Below are 23,000 nucleotides of genomic sequence, written 5' to 3'. Positions count from 1 at the left end.
TTGCGCTTCACGCCGATTTCGCGGTTTTTTCTGCGAATCCTGCGAGGATCTCTCACGAAGCTTGGGACCAAGCTCCCTCCGACGCATGCAAGCGTTTTCAAATCCCACCGCGTAAGGATCAATTGGCCCGAAAACACGCGCGCGAGCACCAAGGGCGCAAAATAGAGGAATGCCGACCACCCCGCCCGAACAGCCCGCCACGCTCATCTTCGACGGCGACTGTGGGTTCTGCACCACCGCGGTGCTGTGGCTCCAGCGTTCGCTGCCCCGGGTGCCGGCCACCGCGCCGTTCCAGTGGACCGACCTCGCTGCCTTCGGTCTCACCGAGCAGCAGGCCAGGAGCCGAGTGTGGTTCGTCGCGGGGGGCCGGCACCACGGCGGCGCTGCCGCGGTGGCAGCGTTGTTGCGTGGCCAGCCGGTTGCCGCACTGCGGGTGCTCGGTTGGCTCGCCACGGTGCCGCCGTGGTCGTGGGCGGCCGCGGCCGGTTACAGCCTCGTGGCCCGCTACCGCTATCGGTTGCCGGGAGGCACCCCGGCGTGCCGGATGCCGAACGCGACATGAGCGACTACTCCTCCGACCCGGCCGATCCCCCGGTCCCCTCCGCGCAAACCCGCTCCCCCTCGGCGGCCGCCGATACTCCGGCGTCATCGAGGGTGCGGCTGAAATGGGAGATCGCGATCGTGCTCGGGCTCTCGCTCGGTGCCTCTGCCGTGTACTCGATAGTGTCGATCATTTCCCGACTCACGGCCGAGGTCGCGCTCAGCGATCAGTCGGCGACCATCAACGGGTCGCAGTCGACGCGCGAGTGGCTGGACTTCACCTACCAATTCCTCGGCATCGTCTTCACGTTGTTCCCGGTGGCCCTGGTGCTCTACCTGCTCTGGCGGCCCGGGCAGAGTGGGTTCCGTCGGCTCGGGGTGGATCTCACCGAGCCGCGGCGGGATCTGCTCCGCGGCGGCGGCCTTCTGCTGCTGATCGGCATCCCGGGACTCGGGCTCTACCTGGCCGGCCGCGCGCTGGGCTTCACGGTGGCCGTGGTGCCCTCACCGCTGGACACTTTCTGGTGGACGATCCCGATCCTGATCTTCTCGGCGATACGGAGCGCACTGAGCGAGGAGCTCATTGTGGTGGGCTACCTGTTCACCCGGCTGCGCGAGCTGGGTTGGAGTGCCTGGACCATCATCATCTCGGCAGCTCTGCTGCGCGGCAGCTACCACCTCTATCAGGGCATCGGGCCGTTCGTTGGCAATGCCCTGATGGGAGTGGTATTCGGTTGGTGTTACCTGCGCTGGGGCCGGGTGATGCCCCTGGTGATCGCGCACTGGGTGCTCGACATCGTCTCCTTCGTCGGCTACCCGCTCGCCCTGCTCTGGTGGCCTGCGCTCCTCGCCCCCACAACGTAAGCCGCTCCGCGTGAGGCCGGGGTTACTCGAACGCCTCGGGCGGCGGGCAGGCGCAGACCAGGTTGCGGTCGCCGTAGGCGTTGTCGATGCGACGCACCGGCGCCCAGTACTTGTTGCGGATCAGGGTGCGCACCGGGTAGACCGCGGTTTCGCGGTCGTACGGATGCGTCCACTCCCCTTCGATCACCGACTGGGCGGTGTGCGGGGCGTTCCGCAGCGGGTTGTCGTCGGCCGGCCAGGTGCCGGCGGCGACGGCATCCGCCTCGGCCTTGATGCCGATCATGGCCTCGATGAACCTGTCGATCTCGCCGAGGTCCTCACTCTCGGTGGGCTCCACCATCAGCGTGCCCGCGACCGGGAAGCTCATCGTGGGCGCGTGGAAACCGTAGTCGACGAGGCGCTTGGCCACGTCGTCGACAGTGACCCCGGTGGCCGCGGTGAGCGGGCGGAGGTCCAGGATGCACTCGTGCGCGACCAAACCGTTGTCGCCGGCGTAGAGCACCGGGTAGTGGCCGCTGAGCTGCTTGGCCACGTAATTCGCGGCGAGCACCGCGGCACCGGTGGCCTGCTTGAGCCCGTCGGCGCCCATCATCCGCACGTAGGCCCACGAGATGGGCAGGATGCTCGGGCTGCCGTAGGGCGCGGCCGAGACGGGTCCGCCACCGTGGACGACGGTTTCGGTACCGGTGCTGCCGAGCAGGTAGTGCTCGTCGTCCTGCGCGAGCGGGTGCCCGGGCAGGAACGGGGCCAGGTGCGCCTTGGCCGCGACAGGTCCGACGCCGGGTCCTCCCCCGCCGTGCGGGATACAGAAGGTCTTGTGCAGGTTCAAGTGCGACACATCGCCGCCGAAGTCGCCGAAGCGAGCGAAGCCGAGCAGCGCGTTGAGGTTGGCGCCGTCCACATAGACCTGGCCGCCGGCGGCGTGCACGGCGGCGCAGATCGTGCCGACCTCGTGCTCGTACACGCCGTGAGTGGAGGGGTAGGTGATCATCAGCGCGGCGAGGGTCTCGGCGTGCAGGGCGATCTTGGCATTCAGGTCGTCGAGGTCCACGTTGCCGAGCTCGTCGCAAGCCACGACGACGACGCGCATGCCGGCGAGGACCGCGGAGGCGGCGTTGGTGCCGTGGGCACTGGACGGGATCAAGCAGACCGTGCGGTCCACCTCGCCGTTGGCGAGGTGAAAACCGCGGATGGCGAGGAGACCTGCGAGTTCGCCCTGGCTGCCGGCGTTCGGCTGCAGCGACACGGTGTCGTAGCCGGTGACGTCGGTGAGCCAGGTTTCGAGCTGGCGGATGAGTTCGAGGTAGCCCTCGACATCGGCGCGCGGCGCGAACGGGTGCAGTCCGCCGAACTCGGGCCAGGTGACGGCCTCCATCTCGGTGGCGGCGTTGAGCTTCATAGTGCAGGAGCCCAGCGGGATCATGCCGCGGTCCAGTGCGTAGTCGTAGTCGGCGAGGCGCTTGAGGTAACGCATCATGCTCGTCTCCGAGCGGTGCGTGTTGAACACGGCGTGGGTGAGGTACTCGCTGGTGCGGGCCAGGTCGCCAGGAAGGCCGTCCTGGATCGCAGTCAGGTCGACGTGGCCGAAGGCGTCGCGGCCGCCGAAAAAGCCCACGACGGCGGCCAGGTCGGCCGCGGTGGTGGTCTCGTCGACCGAGATGCCGATGGTGGTGGCGTCGACCTGGTGCAGGTTGTAGCCGGCAGCAGCGGCCTGCGCGACGATGTCGGCGGCGCCGGTCGGGACCGAGACCCGCACGGTGTCGAAGAAGCTGCTGTTGATCGGGTCCACGTCGATCGCCCGCAGCGCCGCGACCAGAGCGCCGGCGCGTTCGTGCACCTCGGTGGCGATCGCTTTGAGGCCCTGGGGCCCGTGGTAGACCGCGTACATGCCCGCCATGACGGCCAGCAGCACCTGGGCGGTGCAGATGTTGGAGGTGGCCTTGTCACGGCGGATGTGCTGCTCGCGCACCTGCAGCGACAGCCTGTATGCGGGGTGGCCGGCGGCGTCGACGCTCACGCCCACGAGGCGACCGGGCATCTGGCGCTCCAGGCCCTTGCGCACAGCGAGGTAGCCGGCGTGCGGTCCGCCGAAGCCCATCGGCACGCCGAAGCGCTGGCTGGTGCCCACGGCCACGTCGGCGCCGAGTTCGCCGGGTGAAACGATCAGAGCGAGCGCGAGCAGATCGGCGGCGACAATGGCGAGGGCCTTGTTCTCGTGGGCGAGTGCGATCACGCCGGCGGGGTTCCAGACGCGGCCGGAGGCTCCCGGGTACTGCACGAAGATGCCGAAGTAGTCGCCGAGGTCCTCCGCGGTGGTGTTCTCGTCCAGGGGCAGCACGGTCAGTTCGATGCCGAGCGCGTGCGCGCGGTTGCCGAGCAGCGCGTGGGTCTGGGGCAGCGCATCCGCGTCGACGATGAACCGGTTCGACGGCGACTTGGAGGCGCGGCGGGCCAGCAGCATGCCCTCGACCACGGCGGTGGATTCGTCGAGCATCGACCCGTTGGCGGTGGCCATGCCGGTGAGATCGGCGACCATGGTCTGGAAGTTGATGATGGCCTCTAGGCGGCCCTGGCTGATTTCCGGCTGGTACGGCGTGTACGCGGTGTACCAGCTCGGGTTCTCCAGTACGTTGCGCTTGATCACGGCGGGCGTGATCGTGTCGTAATATCCAAGCCCGATCATCGAGCGCTTCACGGTGTTCTTGTCGGCCAGGCCGCGCAGCTCCTGGATGGCCTCTCGCTCGGTCGCAGCCGGCGGCAGGGTGCTGTCGCCGCGGGTGCGGAACTGCTCGACCTGGATGGAGGCCGGAACGGCCGCGTTGACGAGCGACTCGACGCTGTCGTGGCCGAGGACGGACAGCATGCGGGACTGCGCGTTGGCATCCGTGCCGATGTGACGCTGGGTGAAGGGCTGCGACATGTGGGGAAGGCTCTTTCCGGGGTCTGGTTCGGTGGTGCTTATTCGCCGGTGATGGCGGTGTATTCGGCGTAGCTGAGCAGCGCCGGGAGGGTCTCGAAGGTGATCTTGATGAGCCAGCCCTCGCCGAGCGGGTCGCTGTTGACGAGTTCGGGGCTGTCGACGACGGCGTCGTTGATCTCGGCGACGGTGCCGTCGATGGGGGCGAAGAGTTCACCCACCGACTTGGTCGACTCGATCTCGCCGACGACGGTCCCCGCGGCGAGGGCGCTGCCCACCTCGGGGAGTTCCACGAAGACCACGTCACCGAGCTTGTCGGCGGCGTAGGCGGTGATGCCGACGGTGGCGGTGTCGCCGTCGACGAGCACCCACTCGTGCTCGGCGGTGTACTGCAGTTCGGTCTTGTCTGCCATGGGGTTCCTCTCAAGGGGATGATCACGGGTTTGATCAGTACGGGGTTGATCAGTGCGGGGCGATGCGCGCTGTGGCGACATCGGGTGAGCGGATGCCCGAAGCCGGGCCATCCGCGGAGAGTGCGCTACTTGCGGCGCTTGTAGAACGGCAGCGCGATGACCGTGGCCGGCGCGCGGGTGCCACGCACGTCGATGAACACCTCGGTGTCGAGTCGGGCCAGCGCCGGCGGCAGGTAGGCCATGGCGATCGGGTAGCCGAGCGTGGGCGACAGCGCGCCACTCGTGATGACACCCTCCGCTTCGGTGGCGTCGGTGCTGCGGAAGATCCGGTACCCGGCGCGGCCGGCACGCTTGCCGGCCGAGACCAGGCCGACGAGTACGGGCGCATCGCCGGACGGACCCTCTTCGCTGGCGGTGCGACCCACGAAGTCGGTCGGCTTGGCGAGGTTGACGACCCGGCCCAGGCCCGCCTGTGCGGGGTACGTCGAGGTGGTCAGCTCGTGGCCGTAGAGCGGCATGCCGGCTTCGAGGCGCAGGGTGTCGCGGCTGGCGAGCCCGGCCGGAACCAGGTCGTGCGGCACGCCGGCGACGACGATGGCGTCCCAGAGGGCGAGGGCGGCGACGCCCGGCAGGTAGATCTCGAAGCCGTCCTCGCCGGTGTAGCCGGTGCGGGCGATGAGCACCGGCGTGCCCGCGAACGTGGCCGTGAGGGCGCGGTAGTAGCGGAGGCCCGTGAGGTCGCCGTCGATGGTGAGCCCGGCGGTGGACTGCACGATGTCTAGGGCGTTGGGGCCCTGCACGGCGATGAGGGCGGTGTCGTCGCTCTCATCCGTGACGGCGACGTCAAAACGCGCGGCACGCGCGGTGAGGGCGTCCAAGGCCTGGTCGTGGTTGCCGGCGTTGGCGACCACGAGGAAGTCGGTCTCGCCGGTGCGGTAGACGACGAGGTCGTCGATGATACCGCCGCGTGAGTTGAGGAGCAGGCTGTATTTGGCCTGCATAAGGTCGATGACCGAGAGCTGACCGGCCAGGGCGTGGTCGAGGAACTCGCCGGCCTGCGGGCCGCTGACCCGGATCTCGGCCATGTGCGACAGGTCGAAGAGCCCGGCGGTCTTGCGTACTGCGTGGTGCTCGGCGAGGTCACTGGAGTAGCGCACGGGCATCTGCCAGCCGGCGAAGTCGGTGAAGCTGGCGCCGGCGGCGACGTGGGCGGCGTGCAGCGGCGAGAAGCGTTCGGTCGCGGCGGCGGCGTTCGAGGAGGAGGTGGGGTCAGGGCTGGCCGAGGTCATGAGTTCTCCGGTTCGTCGCCGGGCAGATGCCGGACGAGTTGCTCCGGGGCTCGTTCGAACCCCGTTGGGAACTCCCCCTCTGTCGTCTGGCCTGAGAGCTTCACCGGCGCGTGCGCCGGCTTTCACCGTGGGCGGGACTTGGCAGTTCTGACCGGATCCCGCTGACGCGAGGCCCGGACGCGCTGTGCTCGTCCGCTTTTCAGAGTGGCCCGTTCGATGCGGTACGAGTACCTGAGAGATTGTCGGGGAGGATTGCTCCTTCGGTGTTCGCTCGTCTCTACGACGTCGAACTCTCCCGCATCGACCGTGTGGCCCGATTTTCAGTTGATTGTCCTGCGAATGAAGTCTATCCGACCAGCGCGCCCGGGTGCGTGGCGCAGTGGGTGCAGTGTCGGTGGTAGGTGAGACGATCTCAGTATGAGTATCGCTGACGAGGTACTACCGCCCGCTCCGGACGATGACGACTACTCTCCGGAGCCCACCCTGGACGACCGTGTCCAGACCGATCTGGTCCGGCACACCGAACGGATCGCGGCCGATGACCGCCTCATCGCCCGGGCCCAGGCCCGCCGGATCGAGCACCTGCTTGACCTGCAGGACTGGAGCGAACAACCCCAGGTCGCCTCCCGGTTGCACGGCAACCCGGCGAACATCCGCCTCGCCGACGACAACGCGGCCAGCATGACCGAGGACCAGGCCCGTGCCGCCGCGTACAACCGGTGGGACGACCGGGAGGTCGCCCGTCGCACGATCGTGAGTGAGACGGCGTGTCTGACCCGGGTGGCCGAGCGCACCATCGACCGGCAACTAAACGAGGCGCGGTTCCTCAGCTCGTACGCACCGGCGACGTTCGCGGCGTTCTCGAGAGGGGAGATCAGCTACCGGCACGCCACGACCCTCCTCGGGCAGCTACTCACCCTGCCCGACGGGGGCCAGGCGGCGTTCGAAGAGAAGGTGCTGCCCGAGGCCAAGCGCCTGCCGGTGGGCCGATTCATCGACAAGGCCCGCCGGCTACGGGAGCGGCTGCACCCGGAGTCGATCGTGACCCGCAGCACGAACGCCCTGACCGAACGGCACAGCCGCTGGGAGGCCGCCCCGGACGGGATGGGCTGGTTGCACTGGTACGGCACCGCCCACGACACCAAGGCCGCCTACGACCGGATCAACACGATGGCCGTGCGGCTCAAGCACCTCGGCGACCCGAGCCCGGCCGACCAAACGGATGACGCCAGCAGCAACGGCGCCGCCTTCGGCATCGCGCAGGACCCGGCCGACGACTCCCCGACCCGCACCCTCGACCAACTCCGCGCCGACATCACCGCCGCCCTACTGCTGGACGGAATCACGCCCGACGGGATGGGCGCCGGCATCCGCGGCACCGTCATGGTCACCGTGCCCGTGCTCACCCTGCTGAGCTTGGACGAGGAACCCGCCACCCTCGAAGGCTACGGGCCCATCTCACCAGAGGCCGCGCGGGAGATCGCCGGGCACGCACCGAGCTTCACCCGGCTACTGACCCACCCGGAAACCGGGGTGGTGCTCTCGCTGGGCAAAACCCAGCACAAGAACACCAAGGCCATGAAAAAGTACCTGCGGGTGCGCGATGAAACCTGCCGGTTCCCGGGCTGTTCGCGTCCCGCGGTGACCAGCGACGTCGACCACACCGACCCCTGGGCCGGCGGCGGCAGCACCGACAGTGACAACCTCGCCCACCTCTGCGAACCCCACCACCGACTCAAACACCTCAGCCAGTGGCGGGTCACGCAGGAACCAGGTGGGATCCTGCACTGGACCTCACCCGGCAAACGCAGCTACCGCACCGACCCCGCCAACCCGATCGGCCCACCCCGACCCCGACCACCGGTCGCCGGGCCGAAAACCCGGAAGCGACCCGCCGACGAGACCTACCTGACTCCCCGGCAGCGGCCGACCCGGCACCCGACACCGCCGGTACCGGAGAACCCGCCGTTCTAGAAGCCGGAGGAGCAGCCAACGAGGCTAGAGGAGCAGCTTGAAACCCACGTGGGAGGAGGCGAAGCCGAGGCGCTCGTAGAAGCGGTGAGCGTCGAGACGGGAGGCGTCGGAGGTGAGCTGTACCAGCCGACAACCGCGTCCGCGCCCGTACTCAACCGCCCAGGTCAGCATCTCGCTGCCGAGGCCGTTGCCGCGAAGAGCGGCGCTCACGCGCACCGCCTCGATCTGCAACCGGGTAGCGCCGGACCGGGCGAGCCCGGGCAGCACCGTGAGCTGTTGAGTGGCCACCACCTTCCCGGCGGGATCGTCGACGACAACGAGCAGTTGGTCTGCCGCTTCGTCGATCGCGGTGAAGGCAGCCAGGTAGGGTGCCAGATCCTGCGCCGCGGTGGATTCCTCATCGGATCGCAGCTGGTCGTCGGCGAGCAGGCCGATGATCGCGGGCACGTCCTCAGCGAGCGCTTGTCGCAGGGTGAATGGTCCGCCGGGTAGGTCGAAAACAGCCTCAGTCATCCATCCAGCATGCCAGCGCACGCTTGTCAGCGCGGACCCGAAATGCCGCACGCCCGGACCGCCGCCGCCCACGACAGGTGGGCGGTGGCGATCCGGGCGTGTGTGCCGATGCCTCGGCCGGTTAGTAGCTGTTCGAGAAGACCGGAGCGCCGTCGACCATCTTCACGGTCCCATTGACCGAGAAATTCATGGTTGCCGTTTCCGGCGACGCCTGGCCCCGATAGTCAGTGTTCGTGTAGGTCACGGTCGCCGAGCCGCGATCTTCCGTGGCGAGGTACCACTCGTTCTTGTACGAGTTGCCCAACGACGTCACGGCCGGCTCATCGATGGTCCAGACGACATCGGTGATGGTGCCGTAATCGAACACGTAAATCGGGCAGTCGTCGGCATTCAGCACCTTCTGCGCCGCGCAGCCGGCGAGATATTCCGCCACCTGCTCATCAATGGACGAGGTGAACTTCGCCGTCGGTTCGAGCTTCAACTGCGCACTACCTGATGAAACAACCATTCCGACCTGGACCGTCTGCGGCTCGGCTGCAAGCCACTCGGCGTCCCCTGCACTGCCGATGACATAATCTCCGGCGAAGGCGAGAACCTCCAGATAACCGGACTCCTGGACTTCACTGGTCAGCTCGATGACGGTGCCGTTGACATCGACCGATTCGATACCCGGCGCGACGGAGACCGACACCGTCGGCAGCCAGACCGGGTCCAGGGTCCAATTATCGAAGAACAGGGCCGTCTTCCCGGACTTCGTCAACGTGTAGCTCGCATCCTCCTTGACCCCGTCCAGATCGATGTCGGCAGTCACCGTGGCGGTGTCGCCTGCGGTGCTGACATCGGTGATCGTGAATCCGGTGATCCGGCCCTCGGTCGCCTTCAGCACCTTGTCGGTGAGCAGCACCCCCTGCTCCCCGGAGCCGTCGACATCACCGATCGCCACGGCAGCCGATGCGTCACCGGCCACGAGCGCGTCCAGGTAGCTTTCCACCTGGTTCTGCGGGCTGTAGACCATCTGATTGACGATAGAAACGGCGATGGATGCGCCGAGCACGACGACGACACCGGCCCCGACGGCGGCGAGCACAATCCGCACCCGACGCTTCTTCTCCGGGGTCATCGGCACGGTCGCGGTAACACCATCATGCTGGGGCAGGACCACGGCGGGCTCTCCAGAGCCGACGGGCTCTCCGGTTGCGCCGGGGGCGGCGCTGGCGGCGGGAACCTTGGTCGGCTCCGGCAGCACATACGTACCGGGCACCGCGAACGGCACGCCGACCAGTCCGGTGATCTTGGCCGACCGGGTGAGGACGGCGGCGGGGAGGAGCTGCACCAGGGTCGGGGCCGCGAAGACCGCGACGACCTCGACGAGGGCGCCCAGCGCGGCGAAGACGATGAATGTCCACGCGGCCAGTCCGACGACGCCGGAGGCAGCGGCAGCCCCTTCGATCAGGGAACCGGCACCCGCGAGAAGGCCGTCGAGGCTCTCGCCTGCGCCGGCCGTGTCGACGCTCGTCCAGCCGCCGATGCCACCCACAATCGAGATGACGATGCCCGCGACAGCGAACGACACCACCGTGGTCACCCACGACATGGCCGCAGACAACCTCAGCTGCCCGCGACGAAGACGCAGCACGGTACCCGTGACCAGGATGAGCAGAAGGTTGGCCACCAGGATCAGCACAGTGGCCCAGCCGGGCAGCTCAGCGGGCATCCAGAAGCTGTTCGACGAACCGGTCAGCCCACCCAGGGCGGCCAGAGAACCACCGAACGTGAGCGGTGCGAGGTTCACGAAGCCGAGGCCGTCGACGACAGCGGTCGGAAGCCAGAAGAACGCGGTCAGGAGAGCGTTGACGCCGCCGTTGATCACGGACCAGACCAGCAGTCCCAACGTGACCAGAACGGCGAGCACACCGAGGTGCAGCCCGACGACCGGCAGCGTCGACCGCACGGATGCGAACACGGTGGTGGCGGCCGGTGCCACGACGGCAGGCGTGATGCCGGCGGCTGCGCGGGCCACCCGGGCCCGGGCGACATAGGACGCGAGGGTGCCCAGAACGAGAGCGCCCAGGAAGGCCGTGAATGACGCCGACGTTGCGGTCCCGGTGGCGGTCGTGAATCCCAAGTAGTTTTCGGAACCGTCACCGAGCACATAGGTGAGCGGTGTGACGGCCGCGACGATGACGACAAGAATCGCCAGCACCACACCGCTGAGCGCCGACAGCAACCAGCGGATGCCGCGCGTCCGGCTCGGCGCGATCCGTTCGTCCCTGCGGGCCACGAATGCGGTGGCGATGATCAGGAAGGCGGTGACCAGCAGCGGAAGCCAGAGCACGGAGACGGCGGCCGAGATCCCCATCACCGTGGCGCCGATGGTGAGCGTGCCGGCAACAGCCAGGCCCACGATCTGAGCGGGCGCCTGGAAGGCCAGTCCCCAATCGAGGGATGCGTCAGCGGCGGCGACGAACACCAGCAGGGTGAACACCAGCGCCACCAGCCAGGTGGCGGCGTAGACGACTACCGGGGCGATCGCGGCGGCGATGAACCGTTCGGCCGGGATGCCCCGCACCATCGAGGCGACGCGGGTGCCGACGGTCGGTCCGGTCGGCGCCGGTATGGTCAGCAGCGTGGCACCCGGAGTACCGTACGGAGCCGCGACCCGCTCAGTCGGCGCGGGCGGCGCAGCGGCCGGACCTGCTGCCGGATCTGCTGCCGGTTCTGCTGCAGCGGCCGGCTCAGTTGCCACCGCGCTTTGGTCTGTATTGTCTGTGCCCGCTCCGGAATCGTCTCCGGAATCGGGATTCCCACCCAATTGTGAATTATTCATGCTTCCCCTAGTTATCGTTTCGAAGCGTATCGCAAACAAACAGCTGGCCAGCGGCCAAGTCCGTTCCCCGTGTAACGATCGGAACACCACTCGGCACCGGCACAATGGACCAATGCACATCACGGACGTCACCCCCGCCGATCTCGAGGCCGTGACCACCCTCTGGGAGGAAGCCGGCCTCACCCGCCCGTGGAATCCGCCCGCCACCGACCTCCATCGCGCGCTGGCCGGATCGACATCGACTGTGCTCGGTGCCTTTCGCGACGGCAGACTGGTCGGCACCGTGATGGTCGGCCACGATGGCCACCGCGGCTGGGTCTACTACCTGGCCGTCGCCGTGCCCGAGCGCGGCATGGGCCTCGGTCGCCGGCTGATGCAGGCCGCCGAAGCCTGGCTGGTGGAACGCGGCGCCGTCAAGCTGCAGCTCATGGTGCGAGAGAGCAACACCGCCGTCACCGGTTTTTACGACCGGCTCGGCTATGCGGATGCCCACGTGCGCGTTGTCGCGAAACGGCTCGACTGATCTCACTCCCCGGCAGCCGGGGTGCTTGGTTTTCCACCGGGAGCGTGATTCGCTGGGGTCATGTCGAATCAGGGGAGCTCACCCGACGAGCCCGTCGGCGCCACCGGCCTGCCGATGTTCCCGCTCGGTTCGGTGCTCTTCCCCTACATGCCGTTGCAGCTGAGGGTGTTCGAGGAGCGCTACCTCATGATGCTGGCGAGCATCCTCGAATCGGAGCCCGCGGAGTTCGGTGTGGTCCTCATCGAACGCGGCCAGGAAGTGGGCGGTGGCGAGCACCCGTTCAGCACCGGGACCGTGGCGCAGGTGCTCGAGCTGGTGGCGCCGGAGGGGTTCGTCGGCCTCGTCGCGCAAGGAGACCGGCGCATCGAGGTGATCGAGTGGCGCCAGGACGCCCCCTACCCGCAGGCCGTGGTGCGGGAGCTGCCCGCCCTGGTCTGGGACGACGCCCTCACCCCGTTGCGGGTGCTCGCCGAGCAGACCGTGCGTCGTACCCTGTCGCTGGCCAGCGAGTTCACCGACGATGCTTGGTCGGCCAACGTCGCCCTGTCCGAGGACCCCGTCGAGGCCGCCTGGCAGCTGGCCGGCATCGCCCCGGTGGGTCCGCTCGACCAGGTCGCCATGTTGCGGTCCACCAGCATGGCCGGCCTGCTTCGGGCGATTTTCGACCACACTGAAGCGGCCGCCGACGCGTACAGGGTGCCCGGCCCCGGTGAGCTGGACGCGGATGATTTGAACACGGATGACCTGGACCCTGACGACCCGAACGCCTGACCCTCGCGAGCGACCGCGACCGGCTCGTCATCAGTGCCGGCGGTGTACCGTCGCGCGCCGTTGAGCACTGGAGCATTCCGGGGCAGCATGGGGGCATGCCCCCTCAATCGTCCTCCCCCTCGTTCTCACGGTCCGTCGGCTTCCCGATCCCCCGCCACGACCGCTTCCCCGATGGGTCGGTCAAGGCCAGCGGCTTTGAACTCGACGGCAAACTCCACGGACACTGGGAGTGGTTCCGTCTCGACGGTTCGCTGATGCGTTCCGGGGAGTTCGACCTGGGTCACCAGGTGGGCTTGTGGCGCACCTGGGACCGCACCGGGCGCCTCGTGAAGGAGACCTCGTTCGACCGGTCGACCCCGGGCACCAGCCCCGCGGACCCTGCCACCCGGTGATGACATGGCCGGAAACCGGATCGGCACCGGCACAATATTCGACGCCGATGTCCTGATCGTGGGCGCCGGGCCCACCGGGCTCGCCCTCGCCCGAGAGCTGCACACCCACGGGGTCACCGCGATGATCGTCGACAGGGCAGCGGATGCAGCGCACGAATCCCGCGCGCTGGCTATCCAGGCACGCACCCTCGAGGTCCTCGCCCGCAACGGCCTCGCGGACGACCTCGTGAGCGCCGGCAACCCGACCGGGACGCTGTTGCTGCACGGGCGCGGACGCCGCCGCCGCGGCAGCCTGAGCGCTGCGCCCGCTCATGCCGTGTCCCTGTTCGACGAGGCACTGTTCGACGAGGCACTGCTCGACGAAGCAATCGGTGACACGCGCTTCCCGTTCCTGCTGTTCCTCTCTCAGGCCGGCACCGAACGAGTACTCGTCGACCGCCTGGCCAGCGCGGGCGTCGGCATCCGCCGGGGTCTCACCCTGACGGGCCTGAGTCAGGACGATGACGGGGTCACCTGCACCCTCGACTCCCCCGGCGTGCCGCCCAGGACGGTACGCACCCGCTATGTGGTGGGCTGTGACGGCGCGCATAGCGCGACCCGGCACCTGGCCGGCATCGGTTTCTCCGGTCGAGCCTTCCCGCAGCGCTTCCTCCTCGCCGATCTGGAGGCCGACGGTCTGGAACCCGGCCGGGTGCACGTCTACCTGTCCGGAGCCGGTCCGCTGTTCCTGTTTCCTCTCGGCTCGCCGGCCGGCTGGCGGCTGCTGGTGATGCTACCGCCGGGCAGCCGCACCGGCCCCGTCACCCTGGCCCTCGCGCAGGCGGCCGTCACCCGGTACACCCGGGACACCATCGTGCTGCACGACCCGGTTTGGCTCACCGAATTCACCATCAGCAGTCGGCTCGCCGATACCTTCGCGCGCGGCCGGGTGTTCCTGGCCGGCGATGCGGCTCATATCCACAGCCCGGCCGGCGCCCAGGGCATGAACACCGGCATCCAGGATGCCGTGAACCTCGGCTGGAAACTCGCCCTGGTCTGCCGGGGCGCCGCCGACCCGGCGCTGCTCGGGAGCTACGAGCAGGAACGACTGCCGGTGGCCCGCTCGGTGCTGGCCGGCACCAACCGTGCCTTCACGGTGGCGACCAGCCAGCACCCGGTGCTGCGTGGCCTGCGGGCCGGCCCGGCCGTGCCGGTGGCCGCGTTGCTGCTGCGCAGCCGGATGGCGCGCCGCACCGGCTTCCGGCTGATCTCCGAACTGGGCATCCACTACCGGCGCAGCTCGCTATCGGTGGACGGGGTCCCCAGCCTCGACCGGGGGCCGCGGCCGGGCGAGAGATTCCCCCAGCCCGGGATGGGCGCGGTGCCGGTTTCTTCCGTCAGGACCGCAGCCGCCGGTCACGGCGCGGCACCGGGCCCGCCGGTGTTCCGGATGCTGCTCTGCGGGCCGGCCGCTGAGTGGCCCGATGCAAGGGTGCGGGAGTTTCAGGCCCGCTGGGCGCACCTGCTCACCGTGGAACTGACCCCGTCCGCACCGCGATCCCGCTGGTCGGCCGCTCCACGCGCCGCCGCCGTCTCGCGCCGACGATCCGGCCTGGCCCAGTATCTGGTGCGTTGGGACGGCTACGTCGGCTACCGCGCTGACGGCTCCGACCTTGACGGCGCCGACGCCTACCTCCTGGGGTTCGGTGCTCGACCGCTCCCGCCCTGACCGGGGGCGGGCTCGGCGGGGTCTGCTCCTCGACCGATGAACCAGTAGTAGCCATCGGCGTCCCGCCGCACCAGGTCGCCCGTGAGGTACCAGCCTCCGACGAAGCGCCGCCGGTACCGGGCGTCGTCCCGCAGGTAGCCGCGGAACATCGACGGCCAGTCGGCGCGAAAGGCGAGCTCGCCGATGGCACCCGGTTCGGTGACCAACACCACCCCACCGTCGTCCCCGCGCACGAACCGCCCGTCGGCGTCGGTGAGCAGCACGGCGGCCTTCACCCCGGGTAGCGGCCGGCCGAGCGCGCCGGGCCGAATCGGACTGCCTGGGAAATTCGCGAGCATTATGCCACCGGTCTCGGTCTGCCGCCAGGTGTCGTGCACCGGCCGCCCGAACGTCTCCTGGGCCGAGGCGAAGACCTCGGCATCGAGCGGTTCACCACCGCTGGCCACATGGCGCAACGCCCTGAGGTCATGGGCGGCCGCGAGCGCGGGGCCGGCCGCCATGAGCATCCGGAGCACTGACGGTGTGGTGTACCAGACCGTCACCCGCTGGTCGGCGAGCACACTGTAGGTGCGCTCGGCGTCGGGCTCGCCCTCCACGATCAAGACTGTCGCCCCGTGGACCAACGGCGTGATCACGCCATGCGAATTGCCGCTGACCCAGCCGGGGTCCGCAGTGCTCCAATAGACGTCCTTCGGGTGCAGGCCGAGGGCGTAGAGCCCGGCGACATAGAGCGAGGCGACGGCATCATGCACGTGCACCACACCTTTGGGCGGACCCGTCGTGCCGCTGGTGAAGTGGAGCATGGCCATGTCCTCCGACTGCATCGCCACGATGTCGCCGTACGGCGGGGCATCGCGCATCAGCGCGACCAGGTCGACGGTGCCGGGGTCCGGTTCTCCGTCGGCATCGATGAGGAGGACCTGCACCAGCTCGGGCAGTTCTGCCCGCACCGGCGCGACGGTTTCTCGGTACAGCTCGCGGGTGGTCACGAGCGCCCGCCCAGAGCCGCGCTTGAGTCGTTGCCGCCCCTGCTCGGGGTCGAAGCCGGAGAACATCGGGCAGAACACGCTGCCGTTCTTGAGGGTGCCCAAGGCGGCCACGAAGAGTTCGGGTATGCGTCCGCAGAGGGAGAAGACCCTGTCCGCCCGCTCGATTCCCAACCGCTGCAGCACACTGGCGAAGCGTCCGGTTTGTTCGGCGAGCTCGGCGTAGCTGAGCGGGTGAGTGGTGCCGTCGGTGCGCACGAACCGCAGCGCATCGTGTCCGGCGAGCGCTCCGGCAGCGTGGCGGTCCACGGCTTCGTGGGCGATGTTGACACCCCGGCCGTCCGGCAGCCCCGACAGCACCTGTCGCACCCGGTCCCAGCTGAACTCCGCATAGACCTGCCCGTAGTCGACCAGAGTCGACCGCACCACGAAGGACGCGGAGTCTGTGTCAAGCGGGGGCCGCGCCGGCGCGGGGTCTGAGGCGTTTGATCCTGCCGTCATGCCCCCATAGAACTCCTGCTCGGTCGCCCGGCATAGGGGCCGGCCACAGCAACAGGGCGGTCACAGAAACAGGGCGGTCAGCGCAGCAGGGCGAGGACGATCCGCAGCGCCACGACGGCGAGCGTCGCTCCGGCCAGCGCCAGCGCCGCCACGGTGAGGCCTCGACCTCTGGCTCCCGCGGGAATGACCCTGTAGGCCTGCATGGTGAAGTAGAGGCCGACGGCGCCGATGACCAAGGCCGGGACCGGGTACACCACGGCGACGACGAGCCCGAGCAGGGCAACCCAGAAGCCGGGCACCCGGCCGGGCGCCTTCGTCCAGTCCGCCTGGGGGGCGCCCATGGCGAGGAGGCGGTTGCCGTCCATCTTGGCGCGGGGATCGTTCACTGTGGAGCTCCTTCGAGGGTCCGTTGGACCGGATCGGCCGCGACCACTCATCGCTCCCATTCTCGTGCATCCGATGCGCCGGTGGGCGACAATCAGCCGCGGCGTCGTCCGGCGGCCGCCTCCAGCTCCAGGGGGGTGGCACTGGCCAGCGGAATGTTGAGAAAGTCAACCAGGGGCGCCAGCACCCTGAACCGTTCGACGACGGTATCGACGAAGCCGTCCGTGAGGGCAGACTCCCCGGGCAGCTGTGCGAACAGTGCCCAGCTGCGCACGCGAAGCAGGTCGGCGGCCGGATGCTCGGCGGGAAAACCCTTGGGGCCGCGAATGAGCGGCCGGCCGGCCAACGGCTCCGCCAGCCTGGCCAGCGACGCGTCGGCGAGCAGGCTGCGCATCTGGTCATGGTGGTCGAGCAGGTACTCGCGGATCGCGTGCAACTGGGGCGAGCCCGGAGAGTAGGCGCCGGCGGCCACCATCACGCCGTGCACCCCCACCTGCAGGAAGAATCCGGCGCCGCCGGCCTTCTCCAGGCCCTGCCGGGGCCAGTTCGCCGCCAGATGGGTCTTGTACGGGGTCTTGTCGTTCGAGAACCGCACATCGCGGTAGATCCGCAGCATCGCCTTCGGCGCCGGCCGCAGATAGTCGGGCGCGAACCCCGCCAACTGCAGGTTGATCGCCTCGATCACCTCGAGCATCCGGGCCTTCAGCTCAAACTCGTAAACGCCCTTGTGCTCCTCGAACCACTCACGGTTGTTGCGGTGTTCGAGCTCCTCGAGAAAGTCGAACGCCTGCTCGCTGAAATGGGGACCCACCTGCACGCTCCTTCGATCACGTCAGTCCATTGTCTCGCGGCCATCTCCGAGCCCGTTCTTGCGCGGGCCGCCTTGAACGCCCCGGCACACCGGACTAGATTCACTCCATCTACGCCATCTGGCACCTCCGGCCCCACCTCAATCGGCTCCCGAAGGGACAATCATGACCAGCGAACCGGCATCCCCCGACACCATCGTGCTCATCCACGGGCTCTGGATGACGCCCCGAAGCTGGGAACTCTGGGTTCCTTACTACGAGGCCAAGGGCTATCGGGTGATCACCCCCACCTATCCGGGCTTCGAGATCGAGGTCGAGGCCCTGCGCGAGAACCCCGAGATCATCGCGGACCTGACCGTGCCCGAGACCGTCGATCACCTCGCTGCAGTCATCGGCGCGCTCGAGACTCCCCCGATACTCATGGGCCACTCCTTTGGTGGCACCCTCACCCAGCTCCTCACCGCCCGGGGGTTGGGCGCGGCATCCGTCGCCATCAACTCGGCGCCGACGGAGGGAGTGCGGGTCACCCCGCCGTCGCAGATCCGGTCGTTCTTCCCGATCCTCAACAACCCGGCCAACTACCACCGGGCTGTCGGGTACACGGCAGAGCAGTTCCACTACGTCTTCGCCAACACGCTGAGCCGAGAAGACTCCGACGCCGTGTACGAGCGTTACCACATCCCCGCACCGGGCAACTGGGTGTGGGCATATGGGTTGATCGCCAACTTCAAGCCGGGCAAGCAAGAAACCTGGGTGGATTACGCGTTCGACGACCGGGCCCCGCTGCTGTTCATCGCCGGCGGCGCGGACCACATCATGCCCGCGTCGGTGAACAAGTCCAACGCCGACCACTACCGCAAGTCCGCGGCGCTGACCCAGTTCCACGAGTTTCCCGGTCGGTCGCACTGGACCTGCGGGGAACCCGGCTGGGAGGCCGTCGCCGACTACGCGCTGGACTGGGCGGTGACGCACGCCAGCACCGCACACATCCGTCGTGCGGAGCTGGCCTGACGGCTGGCCCTGTTACCTGCCCGCGGATTCCTTCGCGGCGGCCTTCGCGGCCCGTTTGCTCTCGCGCACCCTGGCGAGCGATTCCGGGTCGACGATGTCGGCCACCGACCGCAGCGAGCCGTCCTCGCCGTACGGGGCGGATGCTTCGCGCCAGCCGGCTGCGGTGACGCCGAGCCGTTTGCCGAGCAGCGCCAGGAAAATCTTGGCCTTCTGCTCACCGAAGCCGGGCAGTGCCTTGAGGCGGCGCAGCACCTCGGTGCCGTCGGGGGCGGCCCCGTCGGAACCGGGGGCGGTCCAGATGGCGGCGGCGTCACCGTTCCAGTCTTGGGCGACGACCTCCGCTATCGTCTGCACCCGGGTGGCCATGGAGCCCGGGAAACGGTGCACGGCCGGGGTCTGCTTGAAGATCGCGGCGAATTCATCGGGGTTGTATCCGGCGATCACCGACGGGTCGAGGGTGCCGATCCGGTCCCGGATCTTCGCCGGTCCCGCAAAGGCTGCCTCCATGGCGATCTGCTGATCGAGCAACATGCCGAGCAGGAGCGCGAACGGGTCGTCACTGAGTAGGGCGTCTGCGGCGGTATCGCCGGTGATGTGCAGCGTCATCAGAGCATTCTCGCACCGTCGACACAGATTCGCTGGACGGCCGACTCGGGTTGGCAGCGGCAGATCGCGCTGCCAGCATGGCGAGAGCCGGCGCGAATCCGGCGGACAGGAGCCGTCATGTTCGATATCCCCGCTGGCAGCGTGATGCGCAGTTGGACCGGGTGGATCAGACCGTCCGACCGCGCCTCATACACGGCCTACATGGAACGCACCGGGCTCGCCGATTACAGGTCCACCCGGGGCAATCTCGGCGCCGCGATGGTGTTCCGCGACCTGCGCGACGGTCGGTGCGAGGTGCGCACGATCTCGTTCTGGCGCGCTTACGCCGATATCGTCGCCTTCGCCGGCGAGGACATCGAGCTGGCGGTCTTCTATCCGCAGGACGACTCCTTCCTCATCGATCGCGAACTCACGGTCGCCCACTTTGACGTGGTCTGACTCCGGTTTCGTCGCCGGGCGGGCTCCCGTTTCTGCCGGTTCGGGCCGATCATGGCTGCATGGATGCCGTGGATGCCCTCAGCGAGATCGCCTTCTGGCTGGAACGAGGCCTCGCCCCGACCTTCAAGGTGCAGGCGTTCCGACGAGCCGCCTCGCTCATCAGCGACCTCGACCCGGTGGAGCTCGCCGATCGGGTGCACGACGGCCGGCTGCGGGCGATGAAGGGTATCGGCGGCCGCACGGCCGAGGTGATCTCCCAGTCGCTGTACGGCCTGCCCGACTACCTGGACAACCTGCGACGGAGCGGCACAGACCCTGTGGCCACCGGCGGCCGCGAGCTGCTCGCGGTGGTTCGCGGCGACCTGCACACGCACAGTGACTGGTCGGACGGCACCACGTCAATCGAACTCATGGTAGCCACGGCGCGGATGCTGGGCCGGGAGTACCTGACGCTGACCGACCATTCGCCGAGCCTCACGGTCGCGCACGGCCTGACCGCGGACCGGCTGATGCAGCAGCTCGGTGTGGTCGCCGACATCAACGCAGACGCGGGATCCTCGCCCGACCCGGTCAGGCTGCTCAGCGGCATCGAGGTCGACATCCTCGAGAACGGCGAGCTCGACCAGGACCCGGCGCTGCTGGCCCGGCTGGATGTCGTCGTGGCCAGCGTGCACTCCAAGCTGCGCGCCGACTCGCTGAGCATGACCCCGCGGATGCTCGCCGGCATCCGCAACCCGCACACCACCGTGCTCGGCCACTGCACCGGTCGTCTCGTGACAGGGTCGCGCGGCACCCGGCCGCCGTCGAGCTTCGACGCCGAGCGGGTGTTCGCCGCGTGCGCCGAGAACGCCGTGGCGGTCGAGATCAACTCCCGGCCGGAACGCCAGGACCCGCCGGACGACCTCATGGCTCAGGCCCTCGCGGCCGGCTGTCTGTTCAGCATCGACAGCGACGCCCATGCCCCCGGGCACCTGGACTTCCTGGCCTACGGCGCCGAACGCGCCGCGGCGAACGGGGTGCCCGCCGAGCGGATCGTCAACACTTGGCCGGTCGAGAAACTGCTGGACTGGTCGCGAGCCACCCGCTGAGCGACCCGCCGGCCAGCGCCCGGTCAGGATGCTTCGCTAGGTTGGAGGTCTGCCACATCGGCTGCCCCGGCAACTCACGAGGAGCTCCATGCCCATCACCGTTCAAGGCGCGATCGCCCGTTCGAAGGGGGCTCCCGTGGAGCTCACCGACATCGTCATCCCCGACCCCGGACCCGGTGAGGTCGTCGTCGACATCGATACCTGCGGAGTCTGTCACACCGACTTCCACTACAAGGAGGGCGGCATCAGCGACGACTTCCCGTTCCTGCTCGGCCACGAGGCCGCCGGCCGGGTGAGCATCATCGGCGCCGGCGTCACCCACGTGGCCGTCGGCGACTTCGTGGTGCTCAACTGGCGGGCCGTCTGCGGCGACTGCCGGGCCTGCAAGCGCGCCGAACCCTGGTACTGCTTCAACACCTTCAACGCCAGCCAGAAGATGACCCTGATCGATGGCACCGAGCTCAGCCCGGCACTGGGTATCGGCGCGTTCGCCGAGAAGACCCTCGTGCACGAACGTCAGTGCACCAAGGTCAACCCGGAGGCCGACCCCGCCGCGGTCGGGCTGCTGGGCTGCGGCATCATGGCCGGCATCGGCGCCGCCATGAACACCGGCAACGTCGCCGCCGGCGATTCCGTGGCCGTGATCGGTTGCGGTGGTGTCGGCGACGCCGCTGTGGTCGGCGCGAAGCTGGCCGGCGCGAGCACCATCATCGCGATCGACCGTGACGCCAAGAAGCTGGCCAAGGCCACCGAGTTCGGCGCCACCCACACCATCGACTCCGTCGGGCTCGACGAAGACGGCGTGGTCGCAGCCGTGCAGGCGCTCACCGGCGGCTTCGGCGCCGATGTCGTCATCGACGCCGTCGGTCGCCCGGAGACCTGGCGGCAGGCGTTCTACGCCCGCGACCTTGCCGGCACCGTGGTGCTGGTCGGCGTGCCGACACCGGAGATGATGCTCGAGATCCCCCTTGCCGATGTGTTCGGCCGCGGTGGCTCGCTGAAGTCCTCCTGGTACGGCGATTGCCTGCCGGAGCGGGACTTCCCGATGCTCACCGAGCTCTACCTGCAGGGACGTCTGCCGCTGGCGGAGTTCGTCAGCGAACGCATCCGCATCGATCAGATCGAGGCGGCGTTCGCCAAGATGGCGTCCGGCGACGTGCTGCGTTCGGTGGTGGTGCTCTGATGGGCGCGCGCATCGAGCACCTCGTCACCGAGGGCACCTTCGACCTGGACGGCGGCAGCTGGGCGTTGGAGAACAACGTCTGGATCGTCGGCGATGACACCGAGTGTGTCGTCATCGACGCCGCCCATGACGCCGAGGCGATCCTCGCGGCGGTCGGCGAGCGCCGACTGCTCGGCATCCTGAGCACCCACGCGCACAACGACCACATCGGCGCGGCCGGTGCAGTGGCTGCAGCCACGGACGCACCGGTCTACCTGAATCCGGACGACCGCATGCTCTGGGACGTCGTCTACCCGGATGCCGCGCCGAAACGCGAGCTCGCCGACGGCGACACCATCGAGGTGGCCGGGATCGAGCTGCAGGTCATCCACACGCCGGGTCACTCCCCCGGCTCGGTGTGCTTCTACGCGCCCGCGTTCGACACGCTGTTCAGCGGGGACACCCTCTTCCACGGCGGGCCGGGCGCGACCGGACGGTCGTACAGCGACTTCCCGACCATCATCGAGTCGATCACGACGAAGCTGCTGACCCTGCCCGCCCAGACCGTCGTGAACACCGGCCACGGCGAGTCGACCTCGATCGGCGCCGAGGCCCCCGACCTGCCCGACTGGATCGCGCGCGGCCACTGACGGCCCGCGAGTTGCCGCGAAATGCCCCTTGGATGCCTCCTCAGGGGCATTTTTCGGCATCTCGCGGCGAGCAAGCTACTCCGGCCGGTGGGGGTCGGCGCGGCCGCCCTCCGACTCCCGAGCCCGGTGCCCGAAGTACTCGCCTGCGGTCACCGCGCGATACGACGTCGTGACCATCTGCTCGAGCACGTCCAGGTCGACCTTGTCGAGGTTGGTGACATACAGGCAGCTCAGTGCGGCCTTGTGCGGTCCGAGCCGAGCGAGCTCGTCGGTGTAGGTGCCCAGTCCGTCGGGAAAGTAGATCGACATCGACGCCTTGCGTGGTGAGAAGCCCGCCGCGCCCGCGTCGCCCTCCCGCCCGCTCTCGTACTTGTAGTGGTACTGACCGAAGCCGATGATCGACGAGTACCACAACCGTGCCGGCTCCCCCGTGATGCGCCCGAACATCGTCAAGAGGGTCTCGGCATCCCGCCGCCGGGTGGCGCCGGGGACGGCGTCGACGAAGGCGCGCACCTCGTCGTCGGCGGCCTGGTGGTCGGTGCGGTCGGCGGGGGTTCCTGTTGCCATGCCCCTACGGTAGCGCCGGGCCACCGACAGGGACAGGTGCCAGGGAGCAGCCTGCAAAGCTGTCTAC

Annotated in this window: 22 protein-coding genes and 1 riboswitch; of the genes, 12 read left to right on the top strand and 10 right to left on the bottom strand. The window is 68.7% G+C overall.

Annotation, left to right across the window (positions count from 1 at the left end; translation table 11 throughout):
- The first annotated feature begins 169 nt into the window (after positions 1-169).
- The gene (locus tag B7495_RS05040) at positions 170-562 is read left to right on the top strand and encodes a thiol-disulfide oxidoreductase DCC family protein (protein ID WP_088455611.1); all 393 of its coding nucleotides are present in this window, start codon (positions 170-172) and stop codon (positions 560-562) included.
- Complete coding sequence (locus B7495_RS05035) at positions 538-1,404, top strand: CPBP family intramembrane glutamic endopeptidase (RefSeq protein ID WP_240632408.1); 867 nt, start codon at positions 538-540, stop codon at positions 1,402-1,404. Before B7495_RS05040 ends, B7495_RS05035 begins: the two co-directional genes overlap by 25 nt.
- A 22-nt stretch (positions 1,405-1,426) precedes the next feature.
- On the opposite strand, the gene gcvP is transcribed toward B7495_RS05035, so the two are convergent.
- From gcvP to gcvT, 3 genes are all read right to left on the bottom strand, one after another.
- On the bottom strand, positions 1,427-4,324 hold the full coding sequence (gcvP, locus tag B7495_RS05030) for an aminomethyl-transferring glycine dehydrogenase (protein WP_088455609.1): 2,898 nt from the start codon (positions 4,322-4,324) through the stop codon (positions 1,427-1,429).
- A 38-nt stretch (positions 4,325-4,362) separates the two neighbouring features.
- Positions 4,363-4,734 (bottom strand): glycine cleavage system protein GcvH, encoded by a 372-nt coding sequence (gene gcvH, locus B7495_RS05025; protein ID WP_088455608.1) that lies wholly within the window; start codon positions 4,732-4,734, stop codon positions 4,363-4,365.
- A 125-nt stretch (positions 4,735-4,859) separates the two neighbouring features.
- On the bottom strand, positions 4,860-6,023 hold the full coding sequence (gene gcvT, locus B7495_RS05020) for a glycine cleavage system aminomethyltransferase GcvT (protein ID WP_088455607.1): 1,164 nt from the start codon (positions 6,021-6,023) through the stop codon (positions 4,860-4,862).
- 209 nt (positions 6,024-6,232) lie between these two features.
- A riboswitch (glycine riboswitch) is annotated at positions 6,233-6,331 on the bottom strand.
- Positions 6,332-6,440: 109 nt separating this feature from the next.
- On the opposite strand from gcvT, the gene B7495_RS05015 reads away from it, so the two are divergent.
- Positions 6,441-7,997: an HNH endonuclease signature motif containing protein gene (locus B7495_RS05015; RefSeq protein WP_088455606.1), complete on the top strand. Its 1,557-nt coding sequence runs from the start codon at positions 6,441-6,443 to the stop codon at positions 7,995-7,997.
- A gap of 24 nt (positions 7,998-8,021) precedes the next feature.
- Here the strand turns inward: B7495_RS05015 and B7495_RS05010 are convergent, their stop codons facing one another.
- Positions 8,022-8,510 (bottom strand): GNAT family N-acetyltransferase, encoded by a 489-nt coding sequence (locus tag B7495_RS05010; protein WP_088455605.1) that lies wholly within the window; start codon positions 8,508-8,510, stop codon positions 8,022-8,024.
- Positions 8,511-8,631: 121 nt separating this feature from the next.
- Positions 8,632-11,256: a hypothetical protein gene (locus B7495_RS05005; protein WP_151199532.1), complete on the bottom strand. Its 2,625-nt coding sequence runs from the start codon at positions 11,254-11,256 to the stop codon at positions 8,632-8,634.
- Positions 11,257-11,449: 193 nt separating this feature from the next.
- Here B7495_RS05005 and B7495_RS05000 point away from each other — a divergent pair, with 193 nt between their 5' ends.
- From B7495_RS05000 to B7495_RS04985, 4 genes are all read left to right on the top strand, one after another.
- On the top strand, positions 11,450-11,860 hold the full coding sequence (locus tag B7495_RS05000) for a GNAT family acetyltransferase (protein ID WP_088455603.1): 411 nt from the start codon (positions 11,450-11,452) through the stop codon (positions 11,858-11,860).
- Positions 11,861-11,920: 60 nt separating this feature from the next.
- A complete protein-coding gene (locus B7495_RS04995) occupies positions 11,921-12,631 on the top strand; it encodes an LON peptidase substrate-binding domain-containing protein (protein ID WP_240632407.1) in 711 nt (236 codons plus the stop codon).
- A gap of 95 nt (positions 12,632-12,726) precedes the next feature.
- A complete protein-coding gene (locus B7495_RS04990; protein WP_088455602.1) occupies positions 12,727-13,023 on the top strand; it encodes a toxin-antitoxin system YwqK family antitoxin in 297 nt (98 codons plus the stop codon).
- Between the two features lie 4 nt (positions 13,024-13,027).
- Complete coding sequence (locus B7495_RS04985; RefSeq protein ID WP_088455601.1) at positions 13,028-14,731, top strand: FAD-dependent monooxygenase; 1,704 nt, start codon at positions 13,028-13,030, stop codon at positions 14,729-14,731.
- Here B7495_RS04985 and B7495_RS04980 read toward each other — a convergent pair.
- The 3 genes from B7495_RS04980 to B7495_RS04970 form a co-directional block, all read right to left on the bottom strand.
- Positions 14,692-16,218, bottom strand: a complete 1,527-nt coding sequence (locus tag B7495_RS04980; protein ID WP_088455600.1) for an AMP-binding protein — start codon at positions 16,216-16,218, stop codon at positions 14,692-14,694. The genes B7495_RS04985 and B7495_RS04980 overlap by 40 nt on opposite strands.
- Positions 16,219-16,295: 77 nt before the next feature.
- Complete coding sequence (locus tag B7495_RS04975) at positions 16,296-16,604, bottom strand: hypothetical protein (RefSeq protein ID WP_088455599.1); 309 nt, start codon at positions 16,602-16,604, stop codon at positions 16,296-16,298.
- Positions 16,605-16,696: 92 nt separating this feature from the next.
- Positions 16,697-17,413 (bottom strand): DUF2461 domain-containing protein, encoded by a 717-nt coding sequence (locus B7495_RS04970; protein WP_088455598.1) that lies wholly within the window; start codon positions 17,411-17,413, stop codon positions 16,697-16,699.
- Between the two features lie 163 nt (positions 17,414-17,576).
- On the opposite strand from B7495_RS04970, the gene B7495_RS04965 reads away from it, so the two are divergent.
- Positions 17,577-18,422: an alpha/beta hydrolase gene (locus tag B7495_RS04965; RefSeq protein WP_088455597.1), complete on the top strand. Its 846-nt coding sequence runs from the start codon at positions 17,577-17,579 to the stop codon at positions 18,420-18,422.
- Positions 18,423-18,434: 12 nt separating this feature from the next.
- Here the strand turns inward: B7495_RS04965 and B7495_RS04960 are convergent, their stop codons facing one another.
- Entirely contained in the window at positions 18,435-19,028 is a 594-nt protein-coding gene (locus tag B7495_RS04960; protein WP_088455596.1) for an HhH-GPD-type base excision DNA repair protein, read from the bottom strand.
- Positions 19,029-19,145: 117 nt separating this feature from the next.
- Between B7495_RS04960 and B7495_RS04955 the strand changes: the two genes are divergently transcribed.
- The 4 genes from B7495_RS04955 to B7495_RS04940 all read left to right on the top strand — a co-directional run bounded on the left by B7495_RS04955 (position 19,146) and on the right by B7495_RS04940 (position 22,366).
- Positions 19,146-19,466, top strand: a complete 321-nt coding sequence (locus B7495_RS04955; RefSeq protein ID WP_240632406.1) for a hypothetical protein — start codon at positions 19,146-19,148, stop codon at positions 19,464-19,466.
- 59 nt (positions 19,467-19,525) lie between these two features.
- Complete coding sequence (locus B7495_RS04950; protein WP_088455595.1) at positions 19,526-20,554, top strand: PHP domain-containing protein; 1,029 nt, start codon at positions 19,526-19,528, stop codon at positions 20,552-20,554.
- 88 nt (positions 20,555-20,642) lie between these two features.
- A complete protein-coding gene (locus B7495_RS04945; RefSeq protein ID WP_088455594.1) occupies positions 20,643-21,737 on the top strand; it encodes an S-(hydroxymethyl)mycothiol dehydrogenase in 1,095 nt (364 codons plus the stop codon).
- Complete coding sequence (locus B7495_RS04940; RefSeq protein WP_205748714.1) at positions 21,737-22,366, top strand: MBL fold metallo-hydrolase; 630 nt, start codon at positions 21,737-21,739, stop codon at positions 22,364-22,366. The genes B7495_RS04945 and B7495_RS04940 overlap by 1 nt, the downstream gene beginning before the upstream one ends.
- A gap of 75 nt (positions 22,367-22,441) precedes the next feature.
- On the opposite strand, the gene B7495_RS04935 is transcribed toward B7495_RS04940, so the two are convergent.
- The gene (locus B7495_RS04935; RefSeq protein WP_088455593.1) at positions 22,442-22,933 is read right to left on the bottom strand and encodes a DUF1801 domain-containing protein; all 492 of its coding nucleotides are present in this window, start codon (positions 22,931-22,933) and stop codon (positions 22,442-22,444) included.
- Between the last annotated feature and the right edge of the window lie 67 nt (positions 22,934-23,000).

The organism is Cryobacterium sp. LW097, assembly GCF_002205495.2.
In the GTDB taxonomy this organism is placed as follows: Bacteria; Actinomycetota; Actinomycetes; order Actinomycetales; family Microbacteriaceae; genus Cryobacterium; species Cryobacterium zongtaii.
Note: the sequence above shows the minus strand (reverse complement) of the source record. Positions and strands in the feature narration are given on the sequence as shown.